Raw genomic sequence first — 15,022 nt, 5'->3', positions numbered from 1 at the left:
CGCCGAAATACCGGCCAAGACTGTGAAGTAAACGCAAGATCGTGTTACTTTCGACACGCGGGACGCTACGGACGGCCCGGGAGGCTGTCAAGACCTCATTGAAAGGATTCAGTCGGAGTCGGTGTGAAAAGGGCTGCGCCGCGGTTTTGCGCCCCTGCCTGCCTCGCCTGAGAAGATGGGTTACGTGCCCGTAACCGCCTGCCCAGCTCCGGCCGGGACGACGTACGTCGTACCGCTGCCCGGCGGTCCCGGCGCGCCGACCTGCGGACCGGTGCACGCGTGAAACGAGTCCTCCTGGCCGGTCTGCTGTTGCTGGCCTTGGCGCTCGGCGTCGGCGGCGGGTACTACGTCGGCGATTACGTGGACGCCCCACGACAGACCACCACCGGAGCCGCGGCTCCCCTCGGTGAGGTGTCCCCGTCCCCCACCCCGTCCGGAACCCCGACCTCGCCGTCGCTGCCGGTGAAGACCCCGAGCCCGAACAACCTCGAACCACTCGAGACCGGCCTGGAGTACGCCGAGCGCAGCTTCACCGTGACGCCGAAGGACGAGCGGTCCGTCCGGTTGTCCGTCGAAGTACCGCAGGGCTGGCGGCTGAAGAAGAATCCGAAGGCGCCCGCCGAGGTGAAGTACCTGGACAAGCTCGAGGAGCGCGCCGTCCGGGTCGAGGCGGTGGAGCCCGCCGGCAAGACCCCTGAGGCCGAGATGCACCAGCTGATCGTCGAACTGAAGAAGAGTCAGGCGCCGCAGAACGATGTCCGCATCCTCAGGCAGGACACCGAGGTGATCACCGGCAACGACGGCGAGCCCCGGTCGGTCGCGACGCTCGTCTACACCTACATCCCCGGCGAGACACTGCGCTACGTGATCGTCCGCTGGATCGCGATCAACGGCCAGCTCACCACCGCGGAGATGAGCATCACCGGCTTGCCGCAGGACGCCGACGGCCTCAACGAGGTCCTCGAGCGGGCCTCCACCTCCGTCAGCGAGGTCGGCTGACCCCTTTTCACGGAATCGTTATCTGGCTGCCGCAACCTGAGCGGGAGCTCAGGTGTCTTCTGATAGGTAGACCTGGGGAGGTGGGGCATGGCGAGAACGCTGACCAGGCGCACGATGCTCGGCGCCGGTCTGCTGACGCTCGCCGGGGCGGGGGGCGCCGGCGGCTACGGAGCCGGCCTGTTCCTCACCGAGGAGCCGAGCCTGGCCGGCACGGCCGCGCCGCTGCCGGTGGGATCCATCCTGGGTACGCCGACCACGCAGACACCCACCGTGCCGCCGCGCAAGGTCACCTACGACGACTCGCCGGCGCTGGAGACCGACGACCTGCGCTACACGACCCGGACCTTCACGGTGACGGACATGCTCAGGTCCCGGATCTCGGTCCGGGTGCCGTCGGACTGGGCGTACACGAAGCAGGACCCGCCGAAGAGCGGCCGGTTCACCGACCGGACGAAGAAGCGCTGGATCCGGATCGAAGCCGGGTTCACCATCACGCGGCCGCCCGCCGACTCCCTGGCGGCCCGGCTCAAGCAGCTCGCGGGCATCTCGGCCGCTCAGATGGTGAAGATCCTCGCGCAGGACGTTCAGGAGAAGCACGCCACTCTGACCTATACCTACGTGCCGGACGAGGAGCTCTCACCGCAGGGCATCCTCCGGTACGTCGTCGTGCGTTGGGTTGCGGACGAGAGTGGCAACTGTGCGGTGGAGATGAGTTCTACCGGGCTTCCGCAGGACAAGGACGCTCTGATGGATGTGCTGGACCACGCCAGCGACAGTGTCGAGCGGCGCGACAGTCAGGTCTGAGGTTCCACGCGGCTGACCGTTGATTGAGGGTCAGTCCACCGGCCAGATGGTGCGGAAGATGGTGGAGCGGAGGCGGTAGAACCTGCGGCGTACGGACTGGATCAGCGCCGGCGACGGCCGGAGCCGCTCCGTCGGAAAACGCATGGGGACTTCCTAGTCGTTGTACTTCACCGTGTCGGCGATCTCGGTGGCGCGGATCGGGTTCGATCCGGGCACAACCACCTGAACGAGCAACGAGCCTTCGTCCCCGTAGTCGACGACCCGCTGGAGCAGCACGATATCCGCACCGAAGCATCCCGTGGAAATCCGGTCCGTGAAGATCCGTTCACCGCCTGTGTTCGTGTTCGGCGTACCGACGGTCGCGCAGTGGGTACTGGTCGGCACCGCCAGCTTCGTTTTGGACACCCCGATGAACACACCCGGAGTGCGCCCCGACCAGTCGGCATCCTTGCTGACCCGGAAGGCGGGGGTGCCGGCGTCGCTGCCTGGCACGTTCCAGACCGATCTGGCCATCGACTGCGCCCAGGCCCGCGGCAGCTCGACCTGGAACCCGCCCTGCGCGACGGCGACCACCTCGCGGCCCGACAGGTACCACTGGCCGGCGTACCCGGCGCCACCGCCGACCAGCAGCGCCAGCAGGGCCGCGACCGCCCAACGCCCACGCCGCTTCTTCCGCGGACGCGTGGCCGGCTCCGCGGGAGCCTCGGTGGGAGCCTCGGTGGGTGCGGACTCGACCGCCACCGTCTCGGCGTCCGCGGACCCGGTCGCCGACGGCACCGACGGCTCGGCGGGCTTCACGCTCGTCGGCTGGTTCTCGTCGCTGAGCGCGGTCTTCGCGTCCAGATCGGCCGAGCCGACCGTCACCGTCTCGCGGGCGGACGCCGAGAAGCTGTGGGTGGTCTCGTCGAGCGCGCCCACCAGCTGTTTGGTGAAGGACTGCACGTCGGCCCAGCGCTTCTCGCGGTCCGGGTCGAGGGCGCGGACGATCGCGGCGTCGACCTGCTCCGGAAGGTCGAACCCGAGCGAGCTCGGCGGCGGCGCCACCTTGACCCGGCCGGCCGCCCCGAGGCCGTCGACCTGGTGCGGGGAGCGTCCGGTCAGAGCGGCGTACGCGACCGCGCCCAGCGAGTACTGGTCGGCGCGCTGGTCCAGCCGCTCGCCGAGCGCCTGTTCCGGGGCGACGTACGACGGAGTGCCGCCGGGCATCGTGATGCGGGAGATCTCGTCGAGCGACTTGCCCAGCCCGAGGTCGGACAGGACCGCCCGCTCGCCATCGTCGGTGCTGCGGAACAGCACGTTCGCCGGCTTCACGTCGCGGTGCAGCAGGCCGCGCCGGTGCAGCGCCTGCAGGCCGCGGCCGACCTGGACGATCACGTCGACGGCCTCGGGCAGCGGTAGCGGCTTGTCCTTCAGGCGGTCGGCCAGCGTGCCGCGGTCGGCGTACGTGAGCACCAGGAACGGCCTGCCGTCCTCGAGCTCGCCGACGTCGTGCACCTGGACGACGTGCTCGGACTCGACGCGGCGCAGGAACCGGCCCTCCTCGAGGAACCGCTGCCGGACCGAGTCGTCGTGCCCCCAGTTGTCGGCGAGCACCTTGATCGCCACCTCGGCGTCCAGCTGCTCGTCATGAGCCAGCCACACCGTGGCGAAACCACCCGCGCCCAGGCGTCGGCGCACGACGTACCGACCGAGTCTGGTTGGGACCCCCATACAGGGCATTATGGGTCATTGGAGTGTCCCTCACCGGGGCCGATCGAGAGCAAAGGCGCAGATGAGCGATAGCAGCAGCCCGGCCGACGACCTTGCCACCCTCGCGGAGCAGGCGCAGGCGGGCGACAAGAACGCGATGGACGACCTGCTGCGGCAGGTGTATCCGCGCGTGCTGCGGATCTGTCGCAGCGTCCTGCCGTACTCCGCGGACGCGGAGGACGCCGCTCAGGAGGCGCTGCTGAACATCGCCACCAAGATCAACACGTACTCCGGCCGCAGCAGCTTCTCCACCTGGGTCCACTCCGTCGCCGCCAACTCCGCCCGCTCGACGTACCGCAAGCTGAAGCGCTCGGCCCAGGCCGCGCACAACCCCGACCAGATGGAGAAGCCCGACCCGCGCACCACCAGCGTGATCGCCGGCACCCGCCTGGACCTGCTGGAGGCGCTGGAGACGCTGGAGCGCGACCGCCCGCAGATGGTCACTCCGCTGGTACTGCGGGACGTCTACGGCCTGTCCTACGAGGAGATCGCCAAAGAGGTCGGCGCTCCACTCGGCACCGTCAAATCCCGCATCCACGACGCCCGCGAGGTCGTCCGCCCCCTCCTCCGCCCGAAAGACTGAATTCGAGCCCCCTCCCGTAGGCGGCCCGGGTGTGCTCAGATGGGGGGCATGAAGAAGCTCATCAACGACCCTGGTGATGTTGTGAGTGAGGCGCTCCGCGGGATGGCGGCGGCGCATCCGGACCGGCTGCGGGTGGATCTGGAGAACCGGATCGTGTACCGCAAGGACGCTCCGAGACCCGGGAAGGTCGGACTGATCTCCGGCGGCGGATCGGGGCACGAGCCGATGCACGGCGGGTTCGTCGGGCTCGGGATGCTCGACGCGGCCTGCGCGGGTGAGGTGTTCACCTCCCCGGTGCCGGACCAGATGATGGCCGCGACCAAGGCGGTCGACGCCGGGGCCGGCGTCCTGCACATCGTGAAGAACTACACCGGCGACGTGATGAACTTCGAGATGGCCGCCGAACTGGCCGCCGCCGACGCCGGCACCGAGGTGCTGTCGGTGGTGACGAACGACGACGTCGCCGTCCAGGACAGCCTCTACACCGCCGGCCGCCGCGGTGTCGGCGTGACCGTGCTGCTGGAGAAGATCGTCGGCGCGGCCGCCGAGGAGGGCCGCCCGCTGCAGGAGGTCGCGGACCTGGCGAAGCGGGTCAACGAGAACGGCCGCAGCATGGGTATGGCGCTGACGTCGTGCACGGTGCCGGCCGCGGGCAAGCCGACGTTCGAGCTGGCCGAGAACGAGATGGAGGTCGGCATCGGCATCCACGGCGAGCCCGGCCGGCAACGGTTGCCGCTGGCCCCGGCGCGAGAGATCGCCGGGATGCTCGTCGACCCGGTGGTGTCCGATCTTCCTTACCAGCAAGGCGATGCGGTGATCGCGTTCGTCAACGGTATGGGCGGTACGCCGCTGATCGAGCTGTACCTGATGTACAACGAGGTCGCCCAGCTCCTCGACCGCGCCGGAATCACTGTCGCGCGTTCACTGGTCGGCAACTACATCACGTCGCTCGAGATGGCCGGCTGCTCGGTCACCCTGCTGAAGGTGGACGACGAACTGGTACGTCTCTGGGACGCCCCGGTGAACACCCCCGGCCTACGCTGGGGTGCGTGAGCATGGGAGTCGATTCCTTCGTCAACTGGCTGCGTGACACCGCCGGCTCGCTGCACGAGAACGCGGCGTACCTGACCGAGCTGGACTCGGCGATCGGCGACGCCGATCACGGCGCGAACATGGATCGCGGGTTCCAGGCGGTCGTCGGGCTGCTGGACGAGACGACGTTCGACAGCGCCGACGACCTGCTGAAGAAGGCCGGGATGACGCTGGTCAGCAAGGTCGGCGGGGCGAGCGGGCCGTTGTACGGGACGTTCTTCCTGCGGTTCGGCACCGCGCTGGCGGGGGCCGACCTGACGCCCGAGACGCTCGGTAAGGCGCTGCACGCCGGGGTCGAGGGAGTCCTTGCCCGCGGCAAGGCCGAGCTCGGCGACAAGACGATGTACGACGCCTGGGCACCAGCCCTCGACGCGTACGACGCCGCGGTCGCGGACGGGGCCGATCTCGGTACAGCGCTCGGCGCGGCGGCGGAGGCCGCCGCGAAGGGACGGGACGCGACGATCCCGCTGGTCGCGCGGAAGGGCCGCGCGAGCTACCTGGGTGACCGCAGCGCCGGGCATCAGGACCCCGGCGCGACCAGTACGACGCTGATCCTGGAGTCGGCGGCCCGAACTCTCCCATGATCGGGATCGTGGTGGTGTCGCACAGCCGGGCCCTGGCTGAGGCGGCGGTCGGGCTCGCCGCGGAGATGGTTGCCGAGGACAAGCGTCCGGTGGTCGCGGTGGCGGCCGGGCTGGACGCGACGACGTTCGGGACCGATGCGATGGCGGTCTCGGAGGCGATCACGACGGCGGACAGCGCGGACGGCGTCCTCGTGCTGCTCGATCTGGGTAGCGCGGTGCTGAGTGCGGAGATGGCGCTGGAGTTCGTTGATCCCGAGGTGGCCGCGCGGGTGCGGCTGACGAGCGCCCCTCTGGTGGAGGGCCTGGTCGCCGCGGTGGTCACCGCGTCGACCGGTGCTTCGCTGGACGCTGTTGCCGCCGAGGCTGAGCGCGGTCTGATCGGCAAACAGGACCACCTCGGCGGCACGACGGTTGCTGACACTGCACCGGTTGCCGAGGCCGATCGCACCGCGGACGTGGTCGTGGGTAACGAGCACGGACTACACGCTCGGCCCGCTGCTCGGCTGGTGGGGTTGGTGAACGGGTTCGACGCCACGGTCACGCTCACCGATCTCGACACCGGCCGTGGACCGGTCGATGCGGGCAGCCTGAGCATGGTCGCGACGCTGAACGCCCAGCAGGGACACCGGTTGCGGGTGGGTGCGAGCGGTCCCCAGGCGGCTGAGGCGCTGGCGGCGATCGAAAAGCTGGCGGCCGAGAACTTCGGCGACGAGCCGGTGGAGAAGGCTGCTCCGGCGCCTGGCGGTTCCGGACTGGATGTCGCGATCGGACCGGCCGTACTGGCCGGGGATGCGGTGGACCTGAGCGAGTACGTTGCCAGCGACAACGAACTCGGACGGCTGGACGATGCGCTCCGGGCCGCGGGCGACGAGCTTCGGGTACTGCGGGACGGCAGCGCGGAGCACGGCGGGATCTTCGAGGCGCACCTCGCCATGGTCGGCGACCGGAAGCTGCTCGAGGAGGTCCGTGCCGCGATCTCGGCCGGGACGCCGGCGCCCGCTGCCTGGAGGGAGGCGTACGACGCCCTCGCCACAACCTTCGAGGCACTCGACGACGCCTACCAGCGCGAACGCGCCCAGGACGTCCGCGCGGTCCGCGACCGGGTCCTCCGTCAGTTGACCGGAACGTCGGCGACGGAAACGCCGGTCGACGGGATTCTCGTCGTACCCGAGCTGGATGCGGCCACCGCGGCCACCCTCGACGCGACGCGGGTCGCCGGGATCGCCGTACGGGCCGCCGGCACCACCGGACACGGCGTGATCGTGGCCCGGTCGCGGGGAATTCCGTTGATCACCGGGATCGGGGACGTCGAGGTGCCGGCGGGGACGACTGTCGCGTTCGATGCGCGGACGGGGTCGTTCGAGATCGCGCCGGACGAGCAGGTCGTGCGCGCGACGATCGCAGAGCGGGTCGGTGAGCGGCGCCGGGCGCTGGAGGAGGCGGAGCAGCCCGCGACCACCCGCGACGGCCGGACGGTCGACGTGCTGGTGAACGTGGGCGTCGTCCAGGATGCCGTGGACGCGCGGGGCGCGGACGGGTCCGGGCTGGTGCGGACCGAGGTGCTCTTCGGGGACCGGCGTACGGCGCCCTCCGTGGACGAGCAGGTCGAGGCGTTCCGGGCGATCGCGCGGGCCCTCGGCAACAAGCCGATCACGATCCGGACGTGGGACGTCGGCGGCGACAAGCCGCTCGCGTTCCTCCCGCAGGACAAGGAAGCGAACCCGTTCCTCGGCGAGCGCGGCCTGCGCGTCTTCCGCCGTCGTCCCGAGCTGCTCCGCGATCAGCTCGAGGCGATCCGGCGTACGGCGGCCGAGACGCCGGTGCACGTGATGTTCCCGATGGTGACGACCGCCGACGAGGTCGCGTGGGCGCTGGACGCGCTCGGCCCGCGGCACGGTCTCGAGGTCGGCATCATGGTGGAGGTCCCCGCCGCCGCACTCCGCGTCGGCACGCTCGCGAAGGACCTCGACTTCGTCAGCATCGGCACCAACGACCTCACGCAGTACACGACCGCCGCCGATCGCACCAACGCCGCGGTCGCCCCGCTCGCTGACGGTCTCGATCCCGCCGTACTGCAGCTGATCGACCATGTGGTGCGCAACGCCGGCGTACGCGTCGCCGTCTGCGGTGACCTGGCCAGCGACCCGCAGGCCGCCGTACTGCTGGCTGCTCTCGGTGTGACTGAGCTGAGTGCCGTCGGACCGCAGGTGCCGCTGGTCAAGGCCCGGCTGCGGCAGGCCGACCTCGGACAGGTCGACACTGCCGCAGTGCTAGCTGCTCGGGACGCGGATCAGGTGCGTGGCTTGCTGTAGTAGCGCAACTCGACGAGGTTGAAGCCGGAGGTGCGCTCCTGCTTCGCCGGGAGCGTGTAGGACTCGCCGGGCTCGAGGTAGGTCACGTCGGGGTGCTCCAGGTCCAGGTCCACCACCAGGGCCGGGTAGGCACCGGTGTGCCACGTGTACGACTCACCTGCCTCCGGCGTCACGTGCTGGACGCGGACGTCGTCCTCGTCGACGACTACCTTCGCGGGGATCTCACCGGCCTGCTCGAAGCCGGACTTCGCAGGGACACCCGAGACGACGAAGTACGGGTCGCCGGAGGCTTCCTCGCCCAGGTCGAGCACCTCGATGAGGCGGTTGAGGTACAGCGCGTCGCCGTCGTTGGTGAGCATGTGGACCGGCGACACCGGGCGGTAGACCGAGCCGCCGACGGTCTCGTTCAGGTGACGTGCGGGGCTGCCGTCCAGCCAGTCCATGTGGCACGGCGACGTCGACAGGCACAGGACGACGTACGGGTTGTGGTGCAGGTGCCAACCCTGCGCCTCACCGGGCTGCAGCGACACCTCCCAGACCCGGACCCGCGAGTTCTTCAGCAGCACCCGGGTCCCGATCTCGCCGAGTACGACCTCGGTCCCGTCCGGTGCGGTGACAGTAGTACCTGCGGTCATGCCCTCTCCTCTATCGGTCGTTCCATCGCGACGCCGTCGAGCAGGGTGCCGTCGGGCATCGGTAGCTGGGCGGGCTCCACCTCGGTGAAGCCGAAGGCCTTGTAGAGCGGCACGCCGGGCAGCGTCGCCATCAGTGCGAGCCGGGTGAACCCCTCCGCGCGGGCGGCCTCGGTACACGCGGTCAGGATCGCCCGCCCGAGTCCACGCCGGGTCCAGTCCGCCCGGACGAACATCGCGCGGATCCGCGCCGGCTCGGTGGCCGGGTCCAGGAGCCGCTCGTCAGCGCCCGCCGTACTCGCGTTGAACAGCTTGTTCCGCCGGCTCCACCCACCGCAGGCGACGACCTCCCCGTCCGCCTCCAGCACGTAGTAGGTGCCGTCGTCGATCAGAGCGGTGTCCAGCGTGGTGATGTGCTTCGCAGCGCTGGCAGTCTGTTCCGCGTCGTAGTACGCCGGAAACAGCACCTCCACCGATGCCCGGGCCAACTCGGCCACCGCAGGCCCGTCCGCCATCACAGCCAACCGCAACACAGCCTCCACGCCCACAGGCTAGTTGAGGCGTCACGCGAACCGCCACGCAGGCAGAACCCCATGAAATGGACCAAAAGGGGCCTTTCGGCGGAGTTCTGCGTGCGTGGAGGTACGCGTGCGGTCATCGAAACCACACGGAAAGCTGCAGGAAGCTGCAATCTCGGTCGGGTGAAATGGGTGGACGGGGTGCTGGACATGTACCGGGTATGACGCTGATACCGATGGAGGCTCGCACCGGGCCGGTGAGTGAGGGAGTCGTGCACGACCCGCCACCAGATGCACGCCGGGAGCGGTTCGAACAGGTCTTCGCGGCGCACCGGTCGGCCGTGCTCGGGTACCTGCGCCGCCGGACCGACAGCGGCCACGACGCCGCGGACCTGCTCGCCGACACGTTCCTGGTGGCCTGGCGCCGACTGGACGACATACCGCTCGACCCACAGACCAGACCATGGCTGTACGGCGTTGCGCGCCGGGCCCTGGCCAACCACCGCCGCGGTGAGGGTCGCCGGCACGCTCTGGCGACCAAGCTCGTCATCGAGCTCAGCGACAGCACACCGGACGTGCAGCCGCAGCTGGACGACACACCCGCGGCACGTGCGTTCCGCGCGCTGCCGGAGCAGGACCGGGAGCTGCTGTCCCTGGTCGCCTGGGAGGATCTCGACACCGCCCAGATCGCGACCGTGCTCGGCATCTCGCGCAACGCCGTACGGATCAGGCTGCACCGCGCCCGGAAGCGGTTCGCCAAGTTGATCACCGCCCCGCTCGCGAACCGCTCCGTGGTCGCCCTGACAGAAGAGGTCTCCCATGAAGACGCCTGACATCGACGCCGCGGTGCGCGGCCTGAACCCGCACCAGACCACCGACCGGGTCTCCGACGACGCCTGGGCCGAGCTGTCCGAGGCCGTCACCACTGCGGACACTGCTCCGGTAGTGCCTCTGCGCCGCCGCTCGCCTCAGCCCCGCCGGCTCGTTCTGATCGCTGCCTGCACGATGCTGATCGCCGGAGTTGTCGGGGCGACCGTGGCCAACCGCCCGAACCAGGACCAGCCGCAGGCGCTCTCGTTCACCGAGCGCGGCGACAAGCTGATCGTCCGCGTCGTCGACCCGAAGGCGGACCCGGAGCGCTACAACGCCGAGTTCAAGGAGATGGGCCTGGACGTGACGGTCAAGGCCGTCCCGGTCAGCGCACCCTGGGTCGGCAGGATGATCAGCTTCAGCGGCAGGAACGAGCAGGACATGAACCAGCTCCGCCTGCTCGAGCCTGGCGAGCAGTGCAACGGCACGCTGAACGCCTCGGACCCGGGCTGCCAGGAGGGCGTGGAGCTGCCGAAGAACTACGACGGTACGTCAGAGATCCAGTTCGGCCGCGCCGCGAAGCCGGGCGAGCTGTACGTGCACTCCTCGTCGTCCGCGACTGACAAGGGCGAGGTGCTCGCCGGCCTCACGGTGAAGAACAGGACGATCGACCAGGTCCTGCCGCTGCTGCGCAGCCGTGGCGTCCGGGAGATCGAGTACCTCCTGGACAAGGGCCCGAACTACCAGCGGCCGGGACAGACTCCGCCCGGCAGCTGGTACGTCCACAGTGCGCAGACGTTCGCAGAGGGCGAGGTAACCCTCTTCGTCGACGCGACGCCCACTAGGTAAAGCTCAACTGCAGCAAGCCACCAGAGAACGTCGGACGCAGTACGGCCTCCACCCGGACGTACTGCGTCCGCACTGGTGTGAAGGTGGTGATGTTGGAGCGGTCGACCGCCACGTCGTACGGCGTGGTGTTCTCAACCGGCCGCCAGGTCTCCCCGTCCAGCCACAACACCCGCCACGACTGCGGCACACGGCACTGACCGAACCCGCTGTCGTCGAACCAGTACGCCGACACCTCCGAGAGCTCGCGTACCGAGCGCAGGTCGTACTCGATCCACTCCGTCGTCCCGCGCCGGTCCCACCACGTGAAGCGCGGGATCGACGTGTCTGCAGAGGATTCCGGCGTACGACCGCTGTCCGGCGCCTCGAGCGAGTCACCGTCGTTCACGTGCGACGCGGTGATCCTGGTCCGGTAAATCCACTCCTTGCCGTGCGGGGAGACCTGTGGGAACGACGTGATGCGCAGCCGGGCTGCACCCATAGGGATGAGGGTCACGGTCTCCACAGGTTCGTCCGACTGCACAGGACTCGGCTGCAGCAGTCCGACAACGTCCTCGGTATCCGTCTCCCACTGCGGGATCCGCCGGGCCTGTGTGGTCAGTGCGAGCGGCACACCTTCGTGAGTGAACGGGTTGCCGCCACCGTTGCGTCGTACCAGGTCGAACGGGGCACCTGCGACGAGACCGTAGTTCCAGTTGGACTCCGGGTAGACGGACAGCTCCGGCCACTCCTCCGTGCCACCGATGCGCTCGTAGCGTTCGTCGATGGCCAGTGAGTACGTCAACGGACCGCGGTCGACGGACACCGCGTTCTGGTTGTCGTCCCAGACTCGCGTGGTGGTGTGCATCGGCAAGGTCAGCTCCACGCGATCACCGGCATGCCAGATACGGTCCAGCTTCATCCAGTCACCAGACACGCGTACCTGCTGCCCGTTGACCTTCACCGTGGCATCCTGCGCCCAGCCGGGACGCCTTAGATAGAAGGGGAATCGGACCAGTCGCTGCGTCTGCACAGTGAACGTGATCCGGTCGGAGAACGGGTAGTCCGTGTCCTGCACCACGCTGACCGTCTGACCAGAGCCGGCTCCGACGGTGGCAGTCACCTTGCTGGCGGCGTACATCGACGCGGCCAGACCGTCGTCCGTAGTGGCCAGCCAGAGCTCCTGCACGTAGTACGGCCAGCCCATGCCGTAGTTGTGCGGGCAGCAGCGGTACTGATGTACGCCGTACTTGTAAGCCCCCATGGCGAACGGGTTCTGGAACTGCCCGTGCTTGCGCTGGTCGTCGAGCTGCACGCTGTTCGCACAGGTGATGTAGTGCATGACCTGCTGCTGCGGGTCATACGACGCGGGCAGCGAGTTGAACGCCAGCTCCTCGCACCTGTCCGTCCAGGCGATGTCCCCGGTGAAGCGGGTGAGCATCTCGCAGCTGTGCATCAACTCGACGATCCCGCACGTCTCGAACCCCTGCCGCGCGTCACCGAACCCCGGCCGCGAGTTCTCGTCCCCGGCAAACCCACCACCGGGGAACTGGCCGTAGAGCCCCATGACCGTCGCATAGTTCCGGTACGTCGCCGCGCGATGCTGCTCGTCTCCGGACAACAACCAGTACTGCAGCGGTTCACGGAACCCCTGTGCGATGTTGACGTTGTGCCACGTCGGGATGCCGTTGACGTAGTCCGCCGACCCGCCGTGCATCTTCGTCACCAGGTCGAGCAGCCACGACTCCCCGGTGCGGTTGTAGAGCCAGTACGCACTGTCGATGTTGTCGCCCCAGCGGAACGCACCCCACGACCGGTTGAACACCTCCGGCGGCTGCGTGTTCTGGAAGCGCAAGTACTTCGTCATGAACGGGAGCACCCGCTCGTCACCGGAGTACTCGTACCAGGACCGGAACGCCGCCAGCAGCGGCATGCCCGGCCAGAAGTCCGGGCCGCTCTCCAGCGACGTCCGTAACCGCTCCGGACCGAACCACCCGTCGGCCGCCTGGGTCGCGAGGATGCCTTCCATCCAGCGCTGCGTCCTGGTCAGGACCCCGGTGTCGCCGGTGACGTAGCCGAGGTCGCCGAAGCCACGAAGCCAGTACGGCAGCTCCTCCCAGGCTCCCTGTGCCGGATCGACCCAGCCGTTCGTGTCGTAGACCAGGAAGTCCGAGATCTCGTCGTACCGGCCGCAGAGGCCGTTGACCTGCAGCTCGAGCTGCTGCGCGAGCCAGCCGCGCGGCTCGATCGCACCCGGTGGGAGCTTCTGGAACGGGACGGCCCGGAGCGGCGCGCGCTGCGGGACGTAGTGACCACCACGGCCGGCGGGCATTCCTTCGGGGGTCGGTCGGGGCATGGGGCAGGCCTTTCGGGTGACGGGGCGGGCATCACACCGACGGAAAGACCGCACACGTTTTCCGTCGTTGACAACGTAGCACTCGGAGCAGCCTCGGTCACGATCGAAGCGCAGGTCAGCAGGGTCCTGCGACGATCCTGCTAAGCTGCCGCGCGAGACCGGGAGGAAACACGATGAAGAGGGCAGCCGTGCGGATGGCGGACGTCGCCGCGCTCGCCGGGGTGTCCGCCGGCACCGCGTCGAAGGCGCTCAACAACACCGGCCAACTGAGCCAGGAGACCAGGGACCGGGTCCGGCGGGCCGCCGCGCAACTCGGGTTCACACCGGACGCCCGCGGACGCGCGCTCTCGTCCGGGCGGACGTTCACCGTCGCCCTGCTGACCACCGACAGCTCCGGCCGCTTCAGCATCCCGATCATGCGCGGCGTCGAGGACGTCCTGAGCGCCGGTGAACTGGCGACCGTCCTGTGCGACACCCGGGACGATCCGCTGCGCGAGCAGACGTACCTGCGGTCGCTGGTCGCCCGCGGCGTCGACGGCATCGTCGTCACCGGCCGCCGGACCGAGCCGCGCCGTCCGATCAACGTCTCGCTGCCCGTCGTCTACGCGCTCGCCCCCTCCACCGATCCCGAGGACGCGTCGGTCGTCGTCGACGACACGGCCGGCGCCGCCTCGACGGTCACACATCTGCTCAGCCTCGGCCGGACCCGGATCGCCCACATCACCGGCCCGTCCCACCACCGCTCCGCCGTCCAGCGCGCCGAAGCGGTCGTCGCCTCAGCCGGCGACGCGCTCTGCGGTGAGCCGGTGTACGGCGAGTGGAGCGAGCAGTGGGGCCGTCAGGCAACAGATCTGGTACTGCGGCAACGCCCGGACGCGATCAGCTGCGGCAGCGACCAGATCGCCCGCGGCGTCTGCGAACGACTCCGCGAACTCGGCCACTCGGTCCCCGGCGACATCGCGGTCACCGGGTACGACAACTGGCCGGTCATGGCGCTGGCCAGCCGGCCACCACTGACCACGGTCGACCTGCGTCTCGAGGAGCTCGGCCGGCGTGCCGCCACACTCCTGCTCGAAGCGATCGACGGCCGCGCGCATCACGGCGTACTGGAGCTCCCCGCCCAGTTGATCACCCGGGAGTCGACGCTAGGGACCTGACTGCTTGCGCTCTTCGCGCCGCGGCCGGGACGCCCAGCGGTAGGTGAAGAACACCCAGGCGAGCGCGGGCAGCCCGAAGATCGCCGCGGCGATCTCACGGCCGAAGACCAGGAACACCAGCCCGGTCAGCGCGAACGGCAGCGCCATCCACACCGCACCCACGAACGCCGCCCACCGCCACCGGCCGGGCTTGCGCGGCTCGATCTTGTACAGCGACGGGGTCGGCAGACCGGCGAACACGGGCTGCAGCTCGCCATGGGTGACGGCGTTGTTCAGCAGGTCGACGCGGCGGTGCAACTCGTCCTCGTCCAGCCGCCCGATCGCGAACTGCTCGGCCAGGTCGTCGGTGCACCGGTGGCGCTCCTCCTCGGTCAGCCGGATGTTCGCCAGCCGCCGCCGGGCCGCGACCTCCCGCGCCTCCCGGCCGGCCGGCGCAGCCATCCCGACCCATTCCCCCGCCTTGACCGGCCGCTGCTCCGCCATCAGTCACCTCACTCCCTCTCCACCGAGTGTGCCAGACGGCTCAGAAGGCGTCTTCTGACGACGCGTCAGGCCGGATGGTTCGCCGGTTCCCTGGAGACGCTGCTCACAAGATCGGCGC

General features: G+C 69.4%; 14 protein-coding genes and 1 pseudogene. 10 read left to right on the top strand and 5 right to left on the bottom strand.

The window, feature by feature from the left end; all coding sequences use genetic code 11:
* Nucleotides 1-279: 279 nt before the first annotated feature.
* Together BJY22_RS08295 and BJY22_RS08290 are read left to right on the top strand one after the other, a co-directional pair.
* The gene (locus tag BJY22_RS08295; RefSeq protein ID WP_167204989.1) at nucleotides 280-999 is read left to right on the top strand and encodes a hypothetical protein; all 720 of its coding nucleotides are present in this window, start codon (nucleotides 280-282) and stop codon (nucleotides 997-999) included.
* An 87-nt stretch (nucleotides 1,000-1,086) separates the two neighbouring features.
* A complete protein-coding gene (locus tag BJY22_RS08290; RefSeq protein ID WP_167204987.1) occupies nucleotides 1,087-1,803 on the top strand; it encodes a hypothetical protein in 717 nt (238 codons plus the stop codon).
* Between the two features lie 153 nt (nucleotides 1,804-1,956).
* Here BJY22_RS08290 and BJY22_RS08285 read toward each other — a convergent pair whose 3' ends face one another.
* The gene (locus BJY22_RS08285; protein ID WP_167204985.1) at nucleotides 1,957-3,513 is read right to left on the bottom strand and encodes a serine/threonine-protein kinase; all 1,557 of its coding nucleotides are present in this window, start codon (nucleotides 3,511-3,513) and stop codon (nucleotides 1,957-1,959) included.
* 61 nt (nucleotides 3,514-3,574) lie between these two features.
* On the opposite strand from BJY22_RS08285, the gene BJY22_RS08280 reads away from it, so the two are divergent.
* From BJY22_RS08280 to ptsP, 5 genes and pseudogenes are all read left to right on the top strand, one after another.
* Nucleotides 3,575-4,135, top strand: a complete 561-nt coding sequence (locus BJY22_RS08280) for an RNA polymerase sigma factor (RefSeq protein WP_167204982.1) — start codon at nucleotides 3,575-3,577, stop codon at nucleotides 4,133-4,135.
* A 48-nt stretch (nucleotides 4,136-4,183) separates the two neighbouring features.
* On the top strand, nucleotides 4,184-5,188 hold the full coding sequence (gene dhaK, locus BJY22_RS08275) for a dihydroxyacetone kinase subunit DhaK (RefSeq protein ID WP_167204980.1): 1,005 nt from the start codon (nucleotides 4,184-4,186) through the stop codon (nucleotides 5,186-5,188).
* 2 nt (nucleotides 5,189-5,190) lie between these two features.
* Nucleotides 5,191-5,811, top strand: a complete 621-nt coding sequence (gene dhaL, locus BJY22_RS08270; protein WP_167218019.1) for a dihydroxyacetone kinase subunit DhaL — start codon at nucleotides 5,191-5,193, stop codon at nucleotides 5,809-5,811.
* Nucleotides 5,808-6,218 (top strand): annotated as a pseudogene (gene dhaM, locus BJY22_RS42865) (dihydroxyacetone kinase phosphoryl donor subunit DhaM); the annotation flags it as partial. The gene dhaL and the pseudogene dhaM, both read left to right, overlap by 4 nt.
* Before the next feature lie 48 nt (nucleotides 6,219-6,266).
* Nucleotides 6,267-8,123 (top strand): phosphoenolpyruvate--protein phosphotransferase, encoded by a 1,857-nt coding sequence (gene ptsP / locus BJY22_RS08265; protein ID WP_337759828.1) that lies wholly within the window; start codon nucleotides 6,267-6,269, stop codon nucleotides 8,121-8,123.
* Here the strand turns inward: ptsP and BJY22_RS08260 are convergent.
* Together BJY22_RS08260 and BJY22_RS08255 are read right to left on the bottom strand one after the other, a co-directional pair.
* On the bottom strand, nucleotides 8,102-8,758 hold the full coding sequence (locus BJY22_RS08260) for a cupin domain-containing protein (protein ID WP_167204976.1): 657 nt from the start codon (nucleotides 8,756-8,758) through the stop codon (nucleotides 8,102-8,104). The two genes, ptsP and BJY22_RS08260, sit on opposite strands and share 22 nt — an antisense overlap.
* Nucleotides 8,755-9,297: a GNAT family N-acetyltransferase gene (locus BJY22_RS08255; protein WP_337758370.1), complete on the bottom strand. Its 543-nt coding sequence runs from the start codon at nucleotides 9,295-9,297 to the stop codon at nucleotides 8,755-8,757. The genes BJY22_RS08260 and BJY22_RS08255 overlap by 4 nt, the downstream gene beginning before the upstream one ends.
* Before the next feature lie 212 nt (nucleotides 9,298-9,509).
* Between BJY22_RS08255 and BJY22_RS08250 the strand changes: the two genes are divergently transcribed.
* Complete coding sequence (locus BJY22_RS08250) at nucleotides 9,510-10,106, top strand: RNA polymerase sigma factor (protein ID WP_202891031.1); 597 nt, start codon at nucleotides 9,510-9,512, stop codon at nucleotides 10,104-10,106.
* Nucleotides 10,093-10,932, top strand: a complete 840-nt coding sequence (locus tag BJY22_RS08245) for a hypothetical protein (protein ID WP_167204974.1) — start codon at nucleotides 10,093-10,095, stop codon at nucleotides 10,930-10,932. The genes BJY22_RS08250 and BJY22_RS08245 overlap by 14 nt, the downstream gene beginning before the upstream one ends.
* Here the strand turns inward: BJY22_RS08245 and BJY22_RS08240 are convergent.
* Complete coding sequence (locus BJY22_RS08240; protein WP_238350315.1) at nucleotides 10,925-13,264, bottom strand: beta-L-arabinofuranosidase domain-containing protein; 2,340 nt, start codon at nucleotides 13,262-13,264, stop codon at nucleotides 10,925-10,927. The genes BJY22_RS08245 and BJY22_RS08240 overlap by 8 nt on opposite strands.
* Before the next feature lie 173 nt (nucleotides 13,265-13,437).
* Here BJY22_RS08240 and BJY22_RS08235 point away from each other — a divergent pair, with 173 nt between their 5' ends.
* Nucleotides 13,438-14,421 (top strand): LacI family DNA-binding transcriptional regulator, encoded by a 984-nt coding sequence (locus BJY22_RS08235; RefSeq protein ID WP_167204972.1) that lies wholly within the window; start codon nucleotides 13,438-13,440, stop codon nucleotides 14,419-14,421.
* Here the strand turns inward: BJY22_RS08235 and BJY22_RS08230 are convergent.
* Nucleotides 14,410-14,904 carry a DUF1707 SHOCT-like domain-containing protein gene (locus BJY22_RS08230; protein WP_167204970.1) on the bottom strand — a complete coding sequence of 165 codons (495 nt, stop codon included), beginning with the start codon at nucleotides 14,902-14,904 and terminating at the stop codon, nucleotides 14,410-14,412. The two genes, BJY22_RS08235 and BJY22_RS08230, sit on opposite strands and share 12 nt — an antisense overlap.
* Between the last annotated feature and the right edge of the window lie 118 nt (nucleotides 14,905-15,022).

The organism is Kribbella shirazensis (assembly GCF_011761605.1).
Taxonomy (GTDB): Bacteria; Actinomycetota; Actinomycetes; order Propionibacteriales; family Kribbellaceae; genus Kribbella; species Kribbella shirazensis.
Note: the sequence above shows the minus strand (reverse complement) of the source record. Positions and strands in the feature narration are given on the sequence as shown.